This is a genomic window from Iodobacter sp. (assembly GCF_025352645.1).
Lineage (GTDB): Bacteria > Pseudomonadota > Gammaproteobacteria > Burkholderiales > Chitinibacteraceae > Iodobacter.
Genome location: NZ_JANXSO010000038.1, coordinates 1 through 21,571, shown reverse-complemented (window position 1 = coordinate 21,571; position 21,571 = coordinate 1). Strand labels below are relative to the sequence as shown.

The 21,571-nt window shown below is 51.4% G+C and carries 14 protein-coding genes; 12 read left to right on the top strand and 2 right to left on the bottom strand.

The window, feature by feature from the left end:
* Positions 1 to 5: 5 nt before the first annotated feature.
* A complete protein-coding gene (gene purL / locus Q0R17_RS05105; RefSeq protein WP_293932732.1) occupies positions 6 to 3,956 on the top strand; it encodes a phosphoribosylformylglycinamidine synthase in 3,951 nt (1,316 codons plus the stop codon).
* Positions 3,957 to 4,073: 117 nt separating this feature from the next.
* Here the strand turns inward: purL and Q0R17_RS05100 are convergent, their stop codons facing one another.
* The gene (locus Q0R17_RS05100; protein ID WP_293932730.1) at positions 4,074 to 4,628 is read right to left on the bottom strand and encodes an ANTAR domain-containing response regulator; all 555 of its coding nucleotides are present in this window, start codon (positions 4,626 to 4,628) and stop codon (positions 4,074 to 4,076) included.
* A gap of 493 nt (positions 4,629 to 5,121) precedes the next feature.
* Between Q0R17_RS05100 and Q0R17_RS05095 the strand changes: the two genes are divergently transcribed.
* The 7 genes from Q0R17_RS05095 to dsbD all read left to right on the top strand — a co-directional run bounded on the left by Q0R17_RS05095 (position 5,122) and on the right by dsbD (position 14,074).
* Positions 5,122 to 5,592: a TlpA disulfide reductase family protein gene (locus tag Q0R17_RS05095; RefSeq protein ID WP_293932729.1), complete on the top strand. Its 471-nt coding sequence runs from the start codon at positions 5,122 to 5,124 to the stop codon at positions 5,590 to 5,592.
* Between the two features lies 1 nt (position 5,593).
* Positions 5,594 to 5,797 (top strand): DUF4266 domain-containing protein, encoded by a 204-nt coding sequence (locus Q0R17_RS05090; RefSeq protein WP_293932727.1) that lies wholly within the window; start codon positions 5,594 to 5,596, stop codon positions 5,795 to 5,797.
* Between the two features lie 3 nt (positions 5,798 to 5,800).
* Positions 5,801 to 6,895 (top strand): DUF3570 domain-containing protein, encoded by a 1,095-nt coding sequence (locus Q0R17_RS05085; RefSeq protein WP_293932725.1) that lies wholly within the window; start codon positions 5,801 to 5,803, stop codon positions 6,893 to 6,895.
* Positions 6,896 to 7,056: 161 nt separating this feature from the next.
* The gene (locus Q0R17_RS05080; RefSeq protein ID WP_293932724.1) at positions 7,057 to 7,917 is read left to right on the top strand and encodes an FAD:protein FMN transferase; all 861 of its coding nucleotides are present in this window, start codon (positions 7,057 to 7,059) and stop codon (positions 7,915 to 7,917) included.
* A gap of 315 nt (positions 7,918 to 8,232) precedes the next feature.
* Entirely contained in the window at positions 8,233 to 9,864 is a 1,632-nt protein-coding gene (locus Q0R17_RS05075) for a hypothetical protein (RefSeq protein WP_293932722.1), read from the top strand.
* Positions 9,865 to 9,963: 99 nt separating this feature from the next.
* Positions 9,964 to 11,961, top strand: a complete 1,998-nt coding sequence (locus Q0R17_RS05070) for a hypothetical protein (protein WP_293932720.1) — start codon at positions 9,964 to 9,966, stop codon at positions 11,959 to 11,961.
* A 136-nt stretch (positions 11,962 to 12,097) separates the two neighbouring features.
* Positions 12,098 to 14,074, top strand: coding sequence for a protein-disulfide reductase DsbD (gene dsbD, locus Q0R17_RS05065; RefSeq protein WP_293932718.1), 1,977 nt, complete (start codon positions 12,098 to 12,100; stop codon positions 14,072 to 14,074).
* A 323-nt stretch (positions 14,075 to 14,397) separates the two neighbouring features.
* Here the strand turns inward: dsbD and Q0R17_RS05060 are convergent, their stop codons facing one another.
* On the bottom strand, positions 14,398 to 15,249 hold the full coding sequence (locus tag Q0R17_RS05060; RefSeq protein ID WP_293932716.1) for a FecR domain-containing protein: 852 nt from the start codon (positions 15,247 to 15,249) through the stop codon (positions 14,398 to 14,400).
* A gap of 82 nt (positions 15,250 to 15,331) precedes the next feature.
* On the opposite strand from Q0R17_RS05060, the gene leuS reads away from it, so the two are divergent.
* From leuS to rng, 4 genes are all read left to right on the top strand, one after another.
* Entirely contained in the window at positions 15,332 to 18,007 is a 2,676-nt protein-coding gene (gene leuS, locus Q0R17_RS05055) for a leucine--tRNA ligase (RefSeq protein ID WP_293932714.1), read from the top strand.
* Positions 18,008 to 18,157: 150 nt separating this feature from the next.
* Positions 18,158 to 18,646, top strand: coding sequence for an LPS assembly lipoprotein LptE (gene lptE / locus Q0R17_RS05050; RefSeq protein ID WP_293932712.1), 489 nt, complete (start codon positions 18,158 to 18,160; stop codon positions 18,644 to 18,646).
* 23 nt (positions 18,647 to 18,669) lie between these two features.
* Positions 18,670 to 19,668 (top strand): DNA polymerase III subunit delta, encoded by a 999-nt coding sequence (gene holA / locus Q0R17_RS05045; RefSeq protein WP_293932710.1) that lies wholly within the window; start codon positions 18,670 to 18,672, stop codon positions 19,666 to 19,668.
* A 163-nt stretch (positions 19,669 to 19,831) separates the two neighbouring features.
* Positions 19,832 to 21,286: a ribonuclease G gene (rng, locus tag Q0R17_RS05040; protein ID WP_293932709.1), complete on the top strand. Its 1,455-nt coding sequence runs from the start codon at positions 19,832 to 19,834 to the stop codon at positions 21,284 to 21,286.
* Positions 21,287 to 21,571 lie beyond the last annotated feature (285 nt).

Sequence of the window (21,571 nt, the reverse complement as noted above, 5' to 3'; positions counted from 1 at the left end):
AAGACATGGCTGACGTTCTCAAATTGCGCGGCGGTACCGCGCTTTCATCTTTCCGGGTCGAAAAACTGACCGCCGCCCTAGCCACTCATGGCGTCACAGCCCGCATTTATGCTGAGTATTGGCACTTTTGCGAACTCAGTGCGCCGCTCAGTGATGGCGAGCAGGCTATCCTCAGCAAAATTCTGCATTATGGCGAACCAGCCAAGCCAGAGCTAACTGCTGGCAGCTTGATTATGGTCTTGCCACGCTTGGGGACAATTTCTCCTTGGTCGTCTAAAGCCACCGATATCGCCCAGCACTGCGGCTTGACCAACATTGCCCGCATCGAACGCGGCATAGTGTTTTATGTCAGCAAGAGTAATGGTGAAGCTTTATCCAACGCCGAGCGTAATCTGCTCTTGCCGCTTATTCATGACCGAATGACTGAAGAAGTCTTTAGCAGCTTGGAAGCGGGCAATGAATTATTCCGCCACTTTGAGCCTAAGCCTTTTCTGACTGTCGATATCTTGGGTGGTGGCAAAGCCGCACTGGTCAAAGCCAATAGCGAATTTGGCTTGGCACTGAGCGACGATGAAATTGATTACTTGGTAGAAAACTTCAACAAACTAGGTCGTAACCCAAGCGATGTTGAGCTCACCATGTTTGCGCAGGCTAATTCTGAGCACTGCCGCCACAAGATTTTTAACGCCGATTTTATTATCGACGGCCAAAAGCAAGATTACAGCCTGTTTGGCATGATCCGCGAAACGCATAAGGCAGCGCCAGCAGGCACGGTGGTGGCTTATTCGGATAACTCCTCGGTGATTGAAGGCGCAGAAATCGGCCGCTTTTATCCACAGGCAGGCAGCGCCGAATACGCATTCAGCACCGAACAAACCCATATTTTGATGAAGGTGGAAACGCATAACCACCCAACCGCTATTTCCCCATTTGCAGGAGCCGCAACTGGCTCGGGTGGTGAGATTCGCGATGAAGGCGCAACCGGCCGTGGCTCTAAGCCTAAGGCGGGCTTGGCTGGCTTTACCGTATCTAACTTAAATATTCCGGGTGCCGAGCAGCCTTGGGAAGCAGAGCCTTACGGCAAGCCAGATCGCATTGCCAGCGCTCTGGATATCATGATCGAAGGCCCGATTGGCGCGGCGGCATTTAATAATGAATTTGGCCGCCCAAATATCTGTGGTTATTTCCGCACCTTTGAAGAAGACCTAAACGGCGAGCGCCGTGGCTACCATAAGCCGATTATGATTGCCGGTGGTTTGGGCAATATCAGCGCCCTACACGTTAAGAAAAACGGCTTGCCAGATGGCTCGCTCCTGATCCAAATTGGCGGCCCCGGCATGCTGATTGGGATGGGCGGCAGCGCGGCCAGCTCGATGGCCACGGGCGACAACGCTGCCAATCTAGATTTTGATTCGGTACAACGCGGCAATCCAGAAATCCAACGCCGTGCCCAAGAAGTAATCGATCGCTGCTGGCAGCTGGGTAAAAATAACCCGGTATTATCGATTCACGACGTAGGCGCGGGCGGTATTTCTAATGCCTTCCCAGAGCTGGTAAACGATGCGGGCCAAGGCGCGGTGTTTAATCTGCGTAAAGTCAATATCGAAGAAAAAGGCATGGCGCCTAAGGAAATCTGGTCGAACGAAAGCCAAGAGCGTTATGTATTGGCGATTGATCCTAAAGATTTGCTAGCGTTTGAAGCGATTTGCGAGCGCGAGCGCTGCCCCTTTGCCGTAGTTGGTCGTGTAACCGACGAAAAGCAACTGGTACTGGCTGACGATCATTTTGACAACAAGCCTGTTGATATGCCGATGAATGTCTTACTCGGCAAGCCACCAAAAATGACGCGCGACGTGAGCCGGATTACGCCTGAGCTGATTGCTTTTGACGCTTCTGACTTGGAGCTAAAAGAAGCCGCTTACCGCGTATTGCGCTTGCCATCGGTTGCGGATAAATCCTTCCTGATTAATATTGGTGATCGCACCGTGGGCGGTTTTACTGCTCGCGACCAGATGATTGGCCCTTGGCAAGTGCCGGTGGCCGACGTGGCGGTTACCGCGATGGCTTACGATTCCTACCTTGGCGAAGCCATGTCTATGGGCGAGCGCACCCCGTTGGCGCTGATTTCTGGCCCCGCCTCTGGCCGTATGGCGGTGGGTGAAGCCTTAACCAATATCGCCGCTGCGCCAATTCGTCAGCTATCCGACGTTAAGCTTTCGGCAAACTGGATGGCCGCCGCAGGGCACACAGGTGAAGACGCTAATCTTTATGACACCGTAGAAGCGGTTGGCTTAGAGCTATGCCGCGAGCTAGGCGTATCGATTCCAGTAGGTAAAGATTCGCTTTCCATGAAAACCGTGTGGGATGAAGCGGGCAAGGCAAAGCAAGTAGTTGCACCGCTTTCCTTGGTGATTTCTGCCTTTGCACCGGTTACAGATGTTCGTAAAACACTGACTCCAGAGCTAAAAACCGGCGTAGATACCGATCTGATTCTGATCGATCTTGGCGATGGCAAGTGCCGCCTAGGCGGCTCTGCACTGGCGCAGGTTTACAAGCAAATCGGCAATTCAGCACCCGATATTGTGAATGTTTCGCACCTCAAATCATTCTTTGAAACCGTGCAACAGCTGAACGCGGAAGGCAAGCTCTTGGCCTATCACGATCGTTCTGATGGCGGCCTATTTGCCACGATCACCGAAATGATGTTTGCCAGCCATGTGGGCGTGACTCTAGAAATTGATGAGCTGTGTATCGAGCGTCGTCGTCGTCAACGTCAGCAAGATGAAATCACTGCGGAAGACGTGGTACGCGATGCCAACGCACGCGTTATGGGCGTGTTATTTAATGAAGAGCTGGGTGCGGTATTGCAGGTCAAACGCTCAGATACCGCCAGCGTGATCGCCGCCTTTGCCAATGTGGATATCCGCTCCGAGCTGCATGTGATTGGCAATACCAACCACGATGACAAACTCAAGATTAAAGCGCGTAACCGCTTAGTGCTTGAAGAGTCACGCATTGATCTGCACAAAGCGTGGTCGGAAACCAGCTGGCGCATTCAACGCCTGCGCGATAACCCTGAGTGTGCAGATGCCGAATACGCCCGCCTTAGCGACAAGCATGAGAAAGGCTTATTCGCCAAGCTGAGCTTTGATCAAGACATCGACATCGCTGCGCCCTTTATTGCCACCGGCATTCGCCCAAAAATCGCCGTACTGCGTGAGCAGGGTGTAAATGGCCACGTAGAAATGGCCGCCGCCTTTACCCGCGCTGGCTTTACCGCCGTGGACGTGCATATGAGCGATGTCATTTCTGGCCGCGTCCAACTGGCAAACTTTCAAGGCTTGGCCGCCTGCGGTGGCTTTAGCTACGGCGATGTACTGGGCGCTGGCGAAGGTTGGGCTAAATCAATTCTGTTTAATGCTGCAGCCCGCGCGCAGTTTGAAGCCTTCTTTGGCAGAAGCGATACCTTTGGTTTAGGTGTGTGTAATGGCTGCCAAATGATGGCGAATCTCTCCGGCATTATCCCAGGCGCTGAGCACTGGCCTAAATTCACCCGTAATCAAAGCGAGCAGTTTGAAGCACGTTTGGTGATGGCTGAGCTGACTAAATCCCCATCGCTCTTCTTCAGCGAAATGGCTGGCAGCCGTATGCCGGTGGTGATTTCACACGGCGAAGGTTTTGCCAACTTTAGCCAGCAAGGCGATATCAGTAAGGCACTGGTTGCCATGCGCTATGTGGATAGCCACGGTAAAACCACCGAAGCTTACCCAGCTAATCCAAACGGCAGCCCACAGGGGATTGCCGGTGTCACCACCTTGGACGGCCGCTTCAGCATTATGATGCCGCACCCAGAACGCGTATTCCGCACCGTGCAGAACTCATGGCACCCAAGCGATTGGGCGGATGACGGCGCATGGATGCGTATGTTCCGTAATGCCCGTCAGTTTGTTGGCTAAGACTTTTGACTTAAGCAAAAGCCGACCTGATAAGGGTCGGCTTTTTTTCGCCCAATAACCTAGCGCCTGTTGATGTTTCATTCACAATTGCGCTGAGGCGGAAAACGCCAACAGAGCCTAACCCAGCACATCCGCCATCAGCAGGATTTGCCTTGCCACCTCGCCCAGCTTAAGGCCTTGTTTCATAGCTTGGCGGCGCAGGGTGTCATAAGCATCGGCCTCACTTAATTGCCGCTTAACCATCAGTAAACCTTTGGCCTTATCAATGATTTTTCTATCGGCTAATTGCTGCTCAAGTAGGGCGATACGCTGCTGTAATTCTTTATTTTGCGTGTAATGTGCGATCGCTATCGCCATCTGAGCAGTTAGTTCTTCTGCGCCATTAATTACATAGTTATTTACATTTATTTTTATAATATGACTAATTACTTTCTTATCCTTGCTGCTTGCAAACATTAATTTTGCTTTATCGATAAGATTTAGCTGCTGTAAAAGAGCTTGAGAAGGAGAAAAACAATCAATAATGATTAAATCTGCCTGCCACTTAGCCGCTTCCTCAACCACAGCCACGCTAGCACTTAATTCCAGTAAAAGATAAGCCCCACCCAACAAGGCTTGGCGTATTTCTGTGGAAAACTGGGGCTTTTCGTTGATAAGAAGAATGCGCAGCATGATGTGCTCAACGAGGCAGATAGAGTTTTAATTATTAGCAATAATCATGCCGTAATCTGTAGATATAAAATCAATCTCACCACACGGTAAAGCAGCGCCTAGCTTAACGCAAACTTTCACCGCTTTTATTTTCAGCAAAAAACGCTGCAAAATAATTACAAAAAAAATCAATAAATACGTTTTTTACTGACAAAAATAGTAATATTTATATTTTTTATGCAGTTTACCCTTCAATTCACGCAATGTGATGTAAAAAAGACTCACTATTTTAGTTAGCGCCAAAATGATGCACCGCAAAATAAAGTGATCGTTTACGGTGCACAAATATCGCAGCAAGCCAATAAATATCAGACCTCCATCGTTAGCAAGCCCCTCATGCTAAATAAGTAGCACTGCAATAAATATTTCACCTGATCATGCCAATGAAATATTTTCTTGCTATAGAGAATGAGAATAAATATCATTCTTCACCTTCGAAAGGAAGGATTCCGTTATGACTCGCACCCTTGCATCGTTGCTGCTGGCATTTATTTGCAGTAGCACCCACGCCTACAAAGTAGGGGATTCAGTCGACCCCACCGTGCTAAACAAGCTAGGCGTAGACCACGGCAAAATAACCGTGGTGGATTTCTTTGCTGAGTGGTGCAGCTCATGCCGTAAAGAGATCCCGCTGATTTCGGCACTCAACAGCCGTATCGATAAAAAAGCAGTAGAAATCATGGGCGTGGACGCCGACGATACTCTCGCCGCCGCAAGCGCTTTTCAAAAAGAATTACAGGCCAAGGGCGCACTGAATTTCCGGGTAAGCAACGATATTGACCAAAGCCTAGTACGCCTGTTTAAGCCCAAAGGCTTTCCGGCACTTTATCTATTGAAAGACGGCAAGGTAGCCAGCATTCACTTTGGTGCAATGCCCGATATTGACCAGATCATCGAAACCGATCTGCAAAAACTGGGGAATTAAGATGCGCCTAATTATTTTAGCTGCCGCCATGCTAAGCGCCTGCACCACCGTGCAGCCTTGGGAAAAAGCCCGCCTAGCCAAAGAAACCATGAAGCCGAGCGGCCCTGTGCCTGCGCTGGCAAAAATTGATAGCCACGTTTACACATCTAAAGAAGCCATCAAGGGCGGAACGGGTGTAGGAGGAGGCGGCTGCGGCTGCAATTAATCCATGAAAAAACACTCCATCCCCTTACTCGCAGCCCTGCTCGCTCCTTGGGCCGTGGCAGAAAACAGCGTTTCTTTTCAAGCCACTCAGTACCAAGAAGCAGATGATCGTATCGGCGTAAAAATGGCTGAAGTCGCCATTGAAAAAGACTTTGGCACCGATTACACACTGAAACTGGATTTTGGCTACGACGCTATTTCTGGCGCAACGCCAATGTGGGTGGCCAAGCCAGGCCATGCCAATGAATGGGTAGAGGGCAAGGCCCACGTTACGGATGAAGTCAGAAACTCGCAATCCGCCAGCTTGGTAATTCGTGATGAAACACGTAATGAATACACGCTAGGGATTGCCCGCTCAGTCGAGCCTGATTTTAGCAGCTACGAGCTATCCGGCCAGGCCCAGCTCTGGCACGACGAGCTGCATAATCGCTCTTACACCATTGGCCTTGGGCTGATGCAAAACACCTCGGTGGCTACTGCCTATACCAATAACGCTCAGGATGAAGACAGCAAAGTTATCAACTTTCAGGTCGGAATTAATCAGGTGTTAGATGCCAGTAGTACGCTAGAAGCAAGCCTGTATACCGGCAAAGACAGTGGCTACTTAAGCAATCATTACCTAAAAATTGTGCGTAGCGATTTATTAAACCAGCACACACTGACATCAGAGCTGCGCCCCGATCAGCGCAGCAGCGGCGGCTTGGCTTTGCGTTGGGTTAAACACTGGAACTCCACCTTCACCAGCAATGCTTGGTATCGCTTTTACAGCGACGACTGGGGCATCAGCGGCCACACCGCCGAAATCAAGGTTTATGCCGATCTAAACGAGGCATGGCGCACCCACCTGGGGCTGCGTGCCTACACCCAAACTGCCGCTGATTTTTACCGTGGCTATCGTGATACGCAAAACACCTTTGCAGCGACAGGCTTAGGCTCAAACGATGCAAGACTGGGTAATTTTAATGCCCAAACTTATCAGCTGGGCGTGCAATACCGCGCCTCGCACGATTGGTCTTTTAATGCCAGTGCCAGCCTGTATAAGCAAAGCAACGGCTTTGAAGCCACCACGCTGACTACGGGCTTAACTTACAGTTATTGATCTTAAGGGCACGGCATGGCGTGCCCCTACATGTGTTTTGTAGGATGGGTGAGTTTTTTGCCCCGGATGCACAGCGTGGGCACTTGCCCACCCTACACCTCTAAATTGGGTTCCATCCGCCATGTATCACCGTTTTATAAGCATCTCAGAGGAGGAGCGCCATGATTAAACATCGTTTTGCAGCCATGACCACAGAGTGTGAGCTGATGTTTTATGACGCCTCTGAGTCACAGGCAAAGCAGTTGGCGAATGCCATTGAGGCACGCATAGCGGAGCTGGTGCAGCGCTATAACTTTCACTCAGATGACTCTTTGCTTAACAATACCATCAATAATCGTGAGAAGCAAAGCATCTTGCTAGACCAAGAATCACTCGCCATTTTGCAGCTGGTCAGACAACACAGTGCATCTGGTGCATTTGATATCACCGTTGGCAGCTATAGCAAGGCGATGCGGCTAGCCCAATCTCGCAGCGAGGCCGATGCCATCCGTCACGAGGCCAGCAGCTATGTGGGAATCACGGCATGGCAAATTGATGGCAATACTTTGCAATTTAATCACCCGCAAACCCAGTTTGATTTAGGTGGCGTGATTAAAGAATTTGCCGTTGACGAGGCCGCCAGCCTCGTACGGGCAGCGGGGCTGCACTCTGCGCTGATCAATTTTGGCGGGGATATGGCGGCCATCGGCAAAAAGCCTGATGGATCACGCTTTATTGCAGCAATCCCCAATCCGCTCGCCAGCGAGCAACTGCTGTTTGGTATGGACTTAGAAAACCAAGCCTTAACCACCTCCGCGCATTACGCCCGCCGCAATCAATGGAGCGATGGAGATGTATCGCATGTGGTTAACGCTGCCAGCGATGCGGCTTATATCTCGGCCAGCGTGGTTTCAGCCAGCGCCTTACTCAGCGGTATTTACAGCACTTCGCTATTAGTAGACAGCCACACCCGCCTGCCAGCAGGAGCCCATGCCGTAGTGGTAGACCGGCAAGGACAGCTGCATTCGCTGACGGGAGGCTAAGTATAAAACTGAAAAATCTGTGGACATATCCGTAGCTTGGGCTGAGCTTGCGAAGCCCAACGGTACATAGGTGCGCCATTGTTGGGCTTCGTGAACTCAACCCAACCTACTTACTAAACCCAAATATTGAACCACGGAGGACACAGAGAACACGGAGTTTCACGGAAAAAACATTAAAGACTACTGGGTTTTAACCCTCTTTTATTGGGCTCACTCGTTTTTGTCTTTCTCCGTGAAGCTTTGTGTCCTCCTTTTACTCCGTGGTTCTAGGTTTGGGTTTCAAAGCCCCCTGACAATATATAAATGAGAACAATCATGCGCTTTCAAACCACGCTCCTTTCTTCCTTAATTGCTGCGGCTTTAAGCGCTTGCGGGGGCGGCAATTCGGGGGATGCTCCGGGGGACACGTCCAACCGTAGCGGCCAAATCAATACGAGTTACCAAGTCAGCTGCCTAGACAGCAATCTAAACTGGCAATGTGATGAGGGCGATTCGGCCATCGTATATTCAGCCGATAGCAGCACGCTTAAACCCGATACCCGCCAGTTTGTGCTGTTTGAAGAGCGCGATGTGCAAAACAAACGCCTCAGCTTACTGATTTCTGAAGCTGGCAAAAACACCGCCAACGGCCAGAGCACGCTCAAAACGCTGCTGGGTAATGGCTGGAATGAAAACCTAGCTAAGCTTGCCAATGGCGAGCTGGAAGCAGCCTTTGCCAAAGCCATCGCCAATTATCCACTCGCCCTTGCCGCGCTACAAAACCAAGCACTCGCGATTAAGGCGCAAGGCATTGCTCAGCCAGTGGTAACGCTGCCTAAAACCAGCATCAGCAGCACAGCCGATGTAGCGAGCTGGCAAGGTGGCGTGGATGAAACCCGCCAACTAGTCAGCCGTGGCAGCGTTGTGCTGAGCAATACCGATAGCAATCGCGTCTATTTATTTGATGCGGCCCTAGCAGGCAGCAGCAAGGAAATCGATCTGATTCCCGCACTAGACGCCAGCTTAAGCGCTGCCGAAACTTGGATTCGAGGCGCTTTAGAAAAAACGATTGCTACCCTATTGATGGTCGATACCGTTTCTGCAGCGTCCACCGTCACCGGCCCACCATCCACAGAAAAACCACTGCCCCTGCCCGCAGGTAAGGGCTTAGCAGGCGTTGCCCTACTCAAAGATGGCAAGGAAGCGCTGCTGCTTATCAAAAATGGTAAGGCAAAAAGCAGTAATAGCCGTGTCTGCGATACCAGCGGTAGCGAAGGCGTGTTTCAGGTATCGCTCGATCCTGCCCTGAGCAGTGCCAGCTATCGCAACTTAGCCCTCAGCCCACGCTGCCTGCATAAAGGCTTTAGCCTCATTGCCGCCAATGACGGACAAACTGTCGCTTGGGATGATCAATCCAATACGCTATGGCAGCTTGATCCTAAAACCCTGCAATCCATACGCCAGTTGCCACTCAAGCTAAGCGGCGCACAGGCCATTGCGCTAGCTGGCCGCTTTGCCGCCATTGCCGCCTATGGGCAGGTCAGTATTGTGGATTTACAAAAAGGCCAAGTGCTTAGCCATTTAAGTGGCGATTGGAGCAATGTCGCCGCACTGAGCTTTGCAGCAGGCCAGCGCCGCCTCTTAATCGCCAGCGGTAAAACAGTGACCACGCTCGCCCTGGATAAAGCCATGCAAAGCAGCACACGCAGCAGCCAGCTATTTACTGATGAGCTACGTGACCTAGCCGTGAGCATGGATGGCGATAGCTATGCTGTCGCCAGCGATAAAACCCTGTACTGGCGCAGCGTTGAAGGCAATCTAAGCTTAGGCAGCAGCGATCTGGCCACCGGTTTATCGGTAAAGCGCATAACGCTCGCAGCAGGCAATGCCCTGCTACTGAGCCAAGGCGCACAAGACCTAAAATACCGACTGCAGCGCCTGTCTTTCAATGGGATGGCGATTAAATAATTGCCGCTAAAAACGCTTAGGGTGGGCACGTCTTTGTGCCCACATATATCACGCGTGGGCATAAAAACATGCCCACCCTAATGATTGAAAGGTTTTGCAATGAAAATTCAGCACTCACTGGCGTTAACAATATCCACCCTGCTGCTCAGCGCATGCGGTGGTGGCGATAATCAAGCCGATGCCACCAGCAGCAACACTGCGATCAATGCGGGCAGCAGCACACCGATCACCCAAGCACAAATTGAGGTATCAGGCCGCGTACTGAATGTGGGCTATGTAAGCGGTGCGCAGGTTTGCTTTGATAGCAATGATAATAATCTGTGCGATAGCAAGGAGCCACAAACCCTCAGCGACGCTCAAGGCCGCTACAGCCTGCAAGTGCCTAGTGATCTACGCGGCACCCACCTGCTGGCCGTGCTTAGCGCTAAAAGCAGCGATGCGGGCTACCCAAGCAACACGCTCTTTGCTCAGGGCTGGACCCTCGCCATGCCTTTGGAATACGAAGCAGGCAGCAGTAAGGTGAATGCCAATTTAAGCTTACTCAGCAGCACCTACCATATGCGCTTAATGAGTAATGGCCGTAATCGCTTAAGCAACAAAAACAATGTCTTGCTGCGCGCTGGTAAAACCGACGATTACAGCGTGGCCGCTGATTTTGACTATGTGGCAGCGCCTGTGCTGGGCTTAGATACTCGCCTAAAAAGCCTGAGCGATTACTTAGCTACCCGTGCCGCTGCCGATAAAAAGCCCGCCAGCCTGATCGATACCGCAGCCGTGCTAGCGGCTTGGTACAACAGCTATAACGTGACCACAACGCCTGTGATGGATATCGCCAAAGTAAAAAGCGCCGATATCACCACCAGCCTTGATAACTACAGCTATCGCTATTTCCATACGCAAAACAAAATGAGCGAAGAGTTGCGTAATGGCATTATCGATAATGCGGGCTTTATTCGTAGCAAGAACCAAATCACCCAGCTCACCTCAGGTGGGATCAAGCTGGCAAACGGGGCGTTTTGGCAAATCAATGAGCAATGGAATCAAGGCGTATGGAGCAGCGTCAGCTACCCAGATGCAGATAGCCTAACGCTAGATAGCAAGGGCAATACCGCGCTCTTTGCCGGTAAAGAAGCATTACAGGCCCGCAGCATCACCGCACTAGATGGCAATATGCTCAGCTATCAAATGCCAGTTTCTGGCGTTCGCTACCAGATGGAAGTCAGCGCGGATGTGTTTAATAACTATCAAATCCATGATTGGTATGGCCCTCAGCTAGGCGAAAAAGCCTACACCAGCCTGCCGCTGCTTAGCACCAAGCCAACCGCCTGCGGCGTGATTCCTGCAACGGCCACCACGCCTAGTCAATGGTTCAACGCTTGCCGAGCCTTCTTTATGGATGAATACATTGCCGCCAAAGGGGGCATTAAAGCGGTGCAAGACCCAGCGGCTAAAAGCTTGTTTTTTGACCTGACGCTGAAAGACGCACTGTATAAATGGCCTTTAGCGCATCCACTCATTAACGATTGCACAGCGGCCAATCGCCAAAGCCTAAACATTGCAGGCCAAAGCACTTGCAATGCGCTAGCCATGAATAGCCAAGCCGATTTATTCAAAGCAGAAGGCGTGCAAATTGAATCGTGGGCCAAGCTAGATGCCAGCGGCGCGCCGCGTAAGCTTAAGCTGCAACTAAAAGCCGATGGCAGCGCCACGCTGATTGGGGTGGCCGCCACCACCGTTGCCAGCTATGCCACCGCCGATGTCAGTGACATTAGCGAAGAATTAAGCTGGAAAAAATCCCCAGCCAATCCAAATATCATCCTGCTGCAATGGAAACCCCTCACCGCTGGCCAGCCTAACCGAGCACTGCCTGGCCACTTTGCAGCGGCTGATTTCTCACTCAATCCTGCAACAGCAGCTGCGCCAAACTTTCGCAACCTAGCTATTTTGGTGCAAGATGGTGCCTTAATCACCGGCCAGTATTACGGCGCAGGCTTTACCGTCAGCGAGCGTTATTTAAACAAACGCGCACTAGAAACCGGTATCCCCGCACTGCAATACGTGGTGGATAAGCTTTATAGCGTAGCGGGATATCGTTAAAAACGCGGCGTGGGCAAGATCAAGTATCTTGCTCACCCATGAAATTGTAGGGTGGGCACGCTTTTGTGCCCACGCGTGAGCAAGCGCCGCCGCGTGGGCACGGGTGCCCACCCTACACTGTAAACAAAGAGACCTTATGTTAAGCACCACCAATCTTCAAAAAACGCTCGGATGGGTATGTGCCCACGCCTATCAAAAGCTACGCCGCCTTGGCACGACAGATCTTATTGGTATGGCACTCTGCACCGCACTCTTTGCAGGCACTACTTTTGCTGAAGAGCCCAGCTTTTTAGAGCCGGAACAAGCGCTAAAAATGACGGCAAAAGCAAAAGACCATCAAACGGTGGAAGTGCGCTTTGCAATTGCTGAGGGCTACTATCTATATAAAAACAAGGTCAAGATTTCTGCCGACCAAGGTGTAGAGCTAGCCATAGGCGAATTTCCACCCTCTTTAAGCCACGATGACCCAAATTTTGGCAAGGTAGAAACCTACCGCCAGCAAGTGGTATTACCGGTTAATATCAAAAATGCCACTAGCTCCTCATTTAAGCTCACCGTGATCTCGCAAGGCTGCGCCGATGCGGGCCTCTGCTATCCACCGATTACCCAAATAGCCAATATCAAGCTACCTGCAGCCATGAGTGTGGCTGCAAGCCCCAAGCCCAGCACCACAGTCAGCCCAGCCGCTATTGCAATCAGCCCACCCGTCGCTGTTGCAGCGGCTGCATCTCCAGTTAGCGACGCGCTAGATATCAAACCAGCAAATAACAAGCTGCTGGCCGAGCTAAGTGAAGCCCCCGCCTTTGCTACGCAAGCCGCCTCCGCCCCAGCGGCCAGCAATACCGATTCAATCAATAGCCTCTTAGGCAGCGGGAATTTGGCGCTGATTCTGATCAGCTTTTTTGGCTTTGGCCTGCTGCTGGCGCTCACCCCCTGCGTATTTCCAATGATGCCAATTTTGTCCGGCATTATTGTGGGCCACGGCGATAAAATCAGTAAAAAACGGGCGCTTATTTTATCCATCGCCTATGTGCTAGGCATGGCCATCAGCTACGCCCTTGCCGGTGTGGCGGCCGGCTTATCCGGCTCCCTGCTCTCTGCGGCCTTACAAAATGCGTGGGTGCTGGGCAGCTTTGCCATGGTGTTTGTACTGCTGTCGCTTTCTATGTTTGGCTTTTACGAGCTACAACTGCCAGCCAGCCTGCAAAGCAAATTATCTAATAGCGCCAATCAACAAAAAGGCGGCTCGCTAACCGGTGTGATGATTATGGGGGCTTTATCTGCCCTGATCGTTGGGCCTTGCGTTGCTGCTCCGCTAGCGGGTGCGCTGCTCTATATTGCCCAAACACACAATGCCCTCTTGGGTGGCGTGGCGCTGTTTGTGATGGCGCTAGGCATGGGCGTGCCCTTGATTATTGTTGGCTGCGCCGCCTCTGCCCTGCCACGTGCGGGCGGCTGGATGGAAGGCATCAAAAAAGTATTTGGTGTGCTGCTGCTGGCTGTGGCTATCTGGCTAGTGTCACCGGTGCTGCCTGCGCTATTTGCCATGCTGGCATGGGCCATGCTGCTGATTATCTCGGCGGTATTTTTGCACGCACTTGATCCGCTGCCTCCCCACACAGCGGGCTGGCCACGCTTTTGTAAAGGCCTTGGCGTGATTGCCTTATTGGCTGGATCGGCCTTGCTGATCGGCGCACTCAGCGGCAGCCGTGATCCACTGCAACCCCTGCAGGGCTTGCAAAGCGCCCAAGCCGCCACAGCGCATGTCCAGTTTGAACGCGTCAGCTCCGTAGCCGATTTAGAAAGCAAGCTGGCGGCCAGTAATCAACCCGTCATGCTGGATTTCTACGCCGACTGGTGCGTGTCGTGCAAGGAAATGGAAAAGCTTACTTTTACTGACGCCGCTGTCGCAGCAAAAATGGGCAAAATGCGCCTGCTGCAAGCCGATGTCACCGCCAATACCGAGGCAGACAAAGCGCTGTTAAAACGCTTCAAACTGTTTGGCCCACCGGGGATTATTTTCTTTAATGCCAAGGGAGCCGAGCAGTTTTCCAGCATAGGCTTTCAAAATGCTGAAGCCTTTAACGCCGTGCTGGATAAAGCGCTTAAGTAAGGGATATGCACAAAGGCTATTTATCCGCGAAAAAACCAATCAAATAGGGATGATCTCTGGCGGCTTGTTGCCATACTGAGTCAATTTTCTGCTTAATACGCATTGGGTTTTAAATCCAATTAAGTAGCAAACAACCAGTTTTCACCGCTCAATCCTATCAAGCTAAGCCACGCGTGTAGGGCGGGATTTAATCCCTTTTTCTCTGTGAAACTCTGTGTTCTCTGTGGTTCAAGATTTGGGTTTTTGCTGCGTAACCTCAGTGAGTAAGGTGGGCACAATTTTGTACCCACGCAAATTCAGCGACCTTGCCGCGTGGGCAGCAATCAGTGGCTAATGTGTGCAAGTGGGGTGGCTAGGCTTGCATGTACTTTGCTCACCACCGCCTGTGCATCGGCGGCTGTAGCAAGGCCGGTTAATTGCACACGATGCTGGCCGCGCACGCTGCGAATCTTCACCGGATAACCCGCCGCTTGTAAGCGATCAAACAAGGCTAAAGCCTGCCCCACCTTGGCGTACTTGCCCCACACAATCCGCCAACCGCCTTTTTCAATCAGCGCCCCTTTTTGCCCCTCGATTTCTGTTTCTGCTGACCATAACTTAAGTTTTTCAGGGTCTACCGCGCCCACGGGCAAGGGCTCGCCCTGCAGTGGCGCCACGTAAAAGCTTAAAGGCTCATTTAACTCCACCTGCGGATAGCCCTCTGCCCCTACCGCTATTTTTCCTTCCAGCAAGCAAACCACGTTTTTATCCACATCGGCCTTGCCCCATAAATCCGTACCGCGAATCCCTGCAGTCACGGTAGAGACGCTCACATTCACTTCGCGCTGCGCCGTTTTACTTAAGGCATTGGTGGTAAATCTAAATGCCCCCGCCACCATTTTTAGTGCAGCCTTAAACACACTGCCATTCTTGCCATCCGCCTCATTAATCTGATCGACTTGCATGTTTACATTCTCACCAAGCTTTACTCGGCTGCCTTCAGGAAGCTGTAAATAAACTCTGGCCCCCGCACCGGTCATGATTTTATCCGCCGATAACAGCAGCATATTGGGAGCCAACGGTTTTTTCTGCCCCGCCCGCTCTAACCATGCAGGCAATTGCACCGATTCCACTCGAGCAGGCTCAGCATAAGCAAAAGAGCTGAGGAGTAAGCCAAATATTATCGCTAAGCGCATATCAACATCCTTATGAAGCCCGAAATACAAACATTCGGGATATAATCATCGGCTTTGTGAAAGTACAACTGGATTCTTAGGCATGATCGAGCTCTATACACCGTCTACCATCGAAGCTGCAGCCCAGCAGCAGTGGGAAAAAAATCAGGTTTTTGCGGCCATCGAAAAGGCCGGTCAGCCTAAATACTACTGCCTATCCATGTTCCCTTACCCAAGTGGCAAGCTGCACATGGGTCATGTGCGTAACTACACCATAGGCGATGTACTCTCACGCTTCCATCATCTCAATGGTTTTAATGTAATGCAGCCTATGGGCTGGGACGCTTTTGGCTTACCTGCCGAAAACGCCGCGATGAAAAACAACGTCGCCCCCGCCATTTGGACTGACTCCAATATCGAATACATGAAGACCCAGCTTAAATCGCTGGGCTTGGCTGTAGATTGGGGCAGAGAAATCGCCACCTGCAAGCCAGATTACTATCGCTGGGAACAATGGCTGTTTACCCGCCTGTTTGAAAAAGGCGTGATTTACAAGAAAAATGGCTCGGTGAACTGGGATCCGGTCGATCAAACCGTACTGGCGAATGAGCAAGTCGTGGATGGGCGCGGCTGGCGCTCGGGCGCTGTGGTTGAAAAGCGCGAAATCCCGATGTATTACTTTAAAATTACTGATTACGCCGAGCAATTGCTGCAAGATTTGGATCAGCTAGATGGCTGGCCAGAGCAAGTTAAAACCATGCAGCGCAATTGGATTGGTAAATCGCGCGGTATGGATGTCACCTTCCCGTTGGCAGTGGCTTCCAACGATATTGATGTGCTCACCGTTTACACCACCCGCCCCGATACCCTAATGGGTGCAACTTACGTAGCCGTTGCCGCCGAGCACCCGCTGGCCGCCAGCGCAGCCGCTAATAATAGCGCTCTGCAAGCCTTTATCGCTGAATGCAAAAGCGGCTCCGTGGCCGAAGCCGATATGGCAACCATGGAAAAGAAAGGCATGGATTCCGGCCATAAAGTACGCCACCCACTGACGGGCGATTTGCTGCCGGTTTGGGTTGCCAACTATGTGCTGATGAACTACGGCACCGGCGCAGTGATGGCCGTGCCTGCGCACGACGAGCGTGATTTTGCCTTTGCCCACAAATACAATCTGCCCATTAACGCCGTGATTGAAACCTCGGCTGGCCGTGATGTGGCCGCGCCTTGGCAAGATGCCTACGGCGAGCACGGCATCTTGTTTAATTCTGGCGAATTTGATGGCCTGAACTTTGAACAAGCTTACGATGCAATGGCGGCTAAATTATCAGCGCAAAATGCCGGTGCGCCCAAAACGCAATACCGTCTGCGTGACTGGGGTATTAGCCGTCAACGCTACTGGGGCTGCCCTATTCCTATCATTCACTGCCAAACGTGTGGTGATGTGCCGGTGCCAGAGCAAGACCTACCCGTCGTGCTGCCAACCGATGTGATTCCGGATGGCGCAGGCTCGCCTTTAGCGCGCATGCCAAGTTTTTATGAAACCACTTGCCCTAAGTGCGGTGCCGCAGCCAAACGTGAAACCGACACCATGGATACCTTTGTGGAATCGTCGTGGTACTACGCGCGCTACGCTTCACCAAAATGCGAAACCGGCCTAGTAGACAAAGCCGCATCGGATCATTGGCTGCCGGTTGATCAATATATTGGCGGGATTGAGCACGCTATTTTGCATTTGTTATACGCACGTTTCTTCCACAAGCTAATGCGCGATGAAGGCTTGGTATCTGGCGATGAGCCATTTAAAAAGCTGCTCACCCAAGGCATGGTGGTGTGCGAAACCTTCTACCGCGATATGGATAACGGCGGCAAAGACTGGATTAACTTTGCTGATGTAGAAATCGAGCGCGATGCCAAGGGCAAAATGATCTCTGCCACCAGCAAGGCCGATGGCCTGCCGGTGATGGTGGCGGGCGTTGAAAAAATGTCTAAATCCAAAAACAACGGCGTTGATCCGCAAGAGCTGATCGAGCAATTTGGCGCAGACACCGCCCGCCTATTTATGATGTTTGCCTCCCCACCAGAGCAATCTTTGGAATGGTCGGATGCCGGTGCAGAAGGCGCGTATCGCTTCTTAAAACGCTTCTGGAAGCTGTCTTTTGACCATGTTAGTGCGGGCGTGGTGGCTAAATACACGGGAGAGCAAACCGCCCCTCTCTCCTTACTCTCTCCCGAAGGGCGAGAGGGACAAGTAGCGCCTACTGCGCAAGTTTTGTCTAAGGAGCAAAAAGCCCTACGCTTTGCCTTGCATACCGCCATTGCTAAAGTGAGCGATGACTACAGCCGCCGTCAGCAATTTAATACCGTGATTGCTGCGGTCATGGAGCTGCTGAATACTTACTCCGCCATGGCAGTGAAAGGCCAGTTGGCCGATGACACAGGCCGTGCGCTGGCACAAGAAGTACTCGAAGCCGCCACCATTATGCTCTCGCCTATCGTGCCGCATATTTGCGAATCGATCTGGAGCGAGCTAGTGCCTGGCACCGTGCTGCTGAAACAAAACTGGCCAGTAGCGGACAAAACCGCCATGGTGCAGGATGAAGTTGAGCTAATGATTCAAGTAAACGGCAAGCTGCGCGGCAGTATTTTAGTGGCTAAAGATCTGCCTAAAGCAGAGATCGAAGCACTTGCGCTGGCGCATGAGCACGTACAGAAGTTTGTAACCAGCACACCGAAGAAAATCATCGTCGTGCCTGGGCGTTTAGTGAGTATTGTGGTTTAAGTTGCCACAACAGTGGGTGCTTACCAATAAATAAGCACCCACTGGCTCTTTGGTAGAGAAACCGAGTGGGCAGGCCTTGCCTATGCGTAATAACAACTACAGCGTAATCACCACGCGTGGGCAAAGTGCCCACCCTAATGAGGCAAACCTATGCTAAAAGCTTTCAGCTCTCTGATATTAATCTGCTTTATTAGCGCATGCGGCTTTCACTTACGCGGCACAGGCCCTGGCACCTTCCCATATACGACGGCCAGTGTATTAGGCGATAGCGCCGTAGCCCTGCAGCTAAAGCAAAGCTTGGCTTCTTTACCGGGCGTAACGCTCAGCGCAAATAAGCCCGCCGTTGTCATTAACGTCATCAATGAAAGTACCGAGCAAAAAGTGCTTACCGTTAATAACGCAGGCCGAGTCAGTGAATATCGCTTGTTCTATCGCATTACGTATAGCGTACAAGCAGGTGAGCGCAAGCTACTTGAAAATGGCAAATTGCAGCTCAACCGTGATTACAGCTATGACGAAAACAATAGCCTAGGCAAAGACGCCGAAGCCTCTTTACTGGTTGCCGACATGCAGCAAGATGCCGCCCAGCAAATCCTGCGCCGTATCAGTGCGCTAGCTAAAGTACAGAATGTTCCCTGATCCACACGCACTGAGGATGAAAGATGCGTCCTGACGACTTGCCGCGCCAACTCAGCAAGGGGCTATCCGCACTCTATATCCTGCACGGGGATGAAAACCTGCTAATACTAGAGGCCGTGCAGCAAATCAGAGATTCCGCCAGAAAAGCAGGCTATATCGAACGTGAAGTGCTCACGGTGGAAACTGGCTTTGCTTGGTCTTCACTCGAAATGCAGGGCAACTCCTTTTCGCTCTTTTCCGATAAAAAAATAATCGAGCTACGCATCCTCACCGGCAAACCAGGCACGGATGGGGGCAAGGCTATTGAAGCCTATTGCAGCAATTTACCGCCCGACACCATCACCATTGTCACCTGCCCAAGGCTGGACAAAACCGGCCAAAACAGCAAATGGTTTCAAGCGCTATCTGCCAAGGGCGATGTACTTGAAGCTAAAAATATCGAGCACCGCCAGCTACCCGACTGGATAGCCCAGCGCCTAGCCCGCCAGCAGCAAAAACTCGCCCCTGAGGCATTGCAATTTTTAGCCGATCGGGTTGAGGGCAATTTACTGGCGGCGTTTCAAGAAATACAAAAACTCGCCCTGCTACACCCAGCAGGTGAAATCAGCCTTGCAGACCTACAAAGCTCGGTAGCCAATGTGGCCCGCTACGATGTATTTCAGCTTGGTGCGGCACTACTGGCAGGCGACGCCACCCGCTTTGCCCGCATGCTGGCAGGGCTACGTGCCGAAGGCGAAGCACCACATTTAGTGCTATGGTCGCTGGCGGAAGAAATCCGTACCCTCTATCGCCTTGGCCTCGGTAAGCAACGTGGCACACCATCCGCACAATTATTTAAAGAATTACGCATCTGGGGTGAAAAACAAAAGCTGGTCGAGCCCGCGCTTGCCCGAGTCAAAGCCGCCCAGCTCAAAGCCGCCCTCGCCCAAGCCGCCCTGATCGATCAAATGAATAAGGGCGTGGCCAAAGGCGAAGTTTGGGATGAATTAATGAATATGTGCTTACCGCTATTAAAGAAATAAATGTAGGGCGGGTGCAAGCCGCAAGCGATACTGAAAAATACGCAGGTTGCACCCGCCCTACAAATATCTCTGTGCTCCTTACCGCCATACCAAAGACGAAAAGCTATTAAACACACGCAAAACCCATGCCGATACTCAAATAAATAAAAACAGGGCCTTCCCAATGAAAGAGCAAATCCTCGTCAACATCACCCCACAAGAAACTCGCGTGGCCACCGTTGAAGATGGCGTGGTTCAAGATATTCATATTGAGCGATCCGCCCATCGTGGCTTGGTGGGCAATATTTATTTGGGCGTGGTCAAACGCGTATTGCCAGGCATGCAAAGTGCCTTTATTGAAATTGGTTTAGAACGCGCCGCTTTTTTGCATATTGCCGATGTGATCGAGCAGCGCCAAAACCCCAATGAGCCACAACGTATCGAGCGCATCGTGCATGAAGGCCAGCCGGTGCTGGTGCAAGTCGCCAAAGACCCGATCGGCAGCAAGGGCGCTAGGCTCTCAACCCAAATCAGCATCGCAGGGCGCTTTTTGGTGTTTTTGCCACAAGAAAAACACATTGGCATTAGCCAGCGTATCGACAAAGATGGCGAACGCAATCAACTGCGTAAGCGGCTGGAATCACTACTCGCTGATTCAAAACATCAAGGCTATATCATCCGCACCTCGGCCGAGCACGCCACAGATGAAGAGCTAACCGCCGATATCAATTACCTCGATAAAATCTGGGCCGATATCCAGCAAAAATCGGTCACCCTGCCCGCTAGATCGCTGTTATTTCAAGACTTATCACTACAATTGCGCGTGCTGCGCGATATGGTTAACAACGAAACCGAAGAAGTCCTTGTGGATTCGCGGGAAAACTTCGCCAAAATGACCGAGTTTGCCGCCTCCTTTGTTTCTGATGTTTTGCCCAGGGTAAAACACTATGTGGGCGAGCGCCCGCTGTTTGAATTATTCGCCGTAGAAGCAGAAATCGAGCACGCCATGGTGCGCCGTGTTGATCTAAAATTTGGCGGCTATTTAATCATCGATCAAACCGAAGCCATGACCACGGTGGATGTAAATACCGGCGGCTTTGTGGGCACCCGCTCATTTGATGACACCATCTTCAAAACCAACTTAGAAGCCACCCAAGTGATCGCCCGCCAGCTGCGCTTACGCAATTTGGGCGGTATTATTATTGTCGATTTTATCGATATGGATAACGAAGGTCACAAACTCGCCGTGATGGACGAGCTTAAAAAAGCCATGAGTCGCGACAGAACCAAGGTAACCATCAGCCCATTTACCAGCCTTGGCCTAGTTGAAATCACAAGGAAACGCACCCGCGAATCGCTAGCGCACGTACTCTGCCAAACCTGCCCCACCTGCCAAGGGCGCGGCGAGATCAAAACTGCACAGACCATCTGCTACGAAATCCTGCGCGAAATCCTGCGTGAAGAGCGGCAATTTAGCGCCAAAGAATATCGCATTCTCGCCTCACAAAGCGTGATCGATATGTTTCTTGATGAAGAATCAGCCAACCTTGCCCAGCTCGCCGATTTCATCCAAAAACCCATCTATTTACAGGTAGAAAACGCCTACACCCAAGAATTATTTGATGTGGTGCTAGTGTAATCACTCCGCTTTAGCCCTAGAAAAGCACCTAGGACAGCCATCTCTTGATGACAAATATCACCTTAGGGCGGATGCAACCCAATCCTATCAACTTAAGGGAAATTTGCTGATCGTTAAATCTTAAGCGATCAACTTAGATCTATCTATTGCAAGCATTGAAACATCGTAGGGCGGGTGCAACCCGCGTTTTTTTCAGTATGACTCGCGGGTTACACCCGCCCTACGAATCGCGGATTGCTTAAGTTGATAGGATTGGGGTGCACCCCGCGTGTTTACTCGGCATTG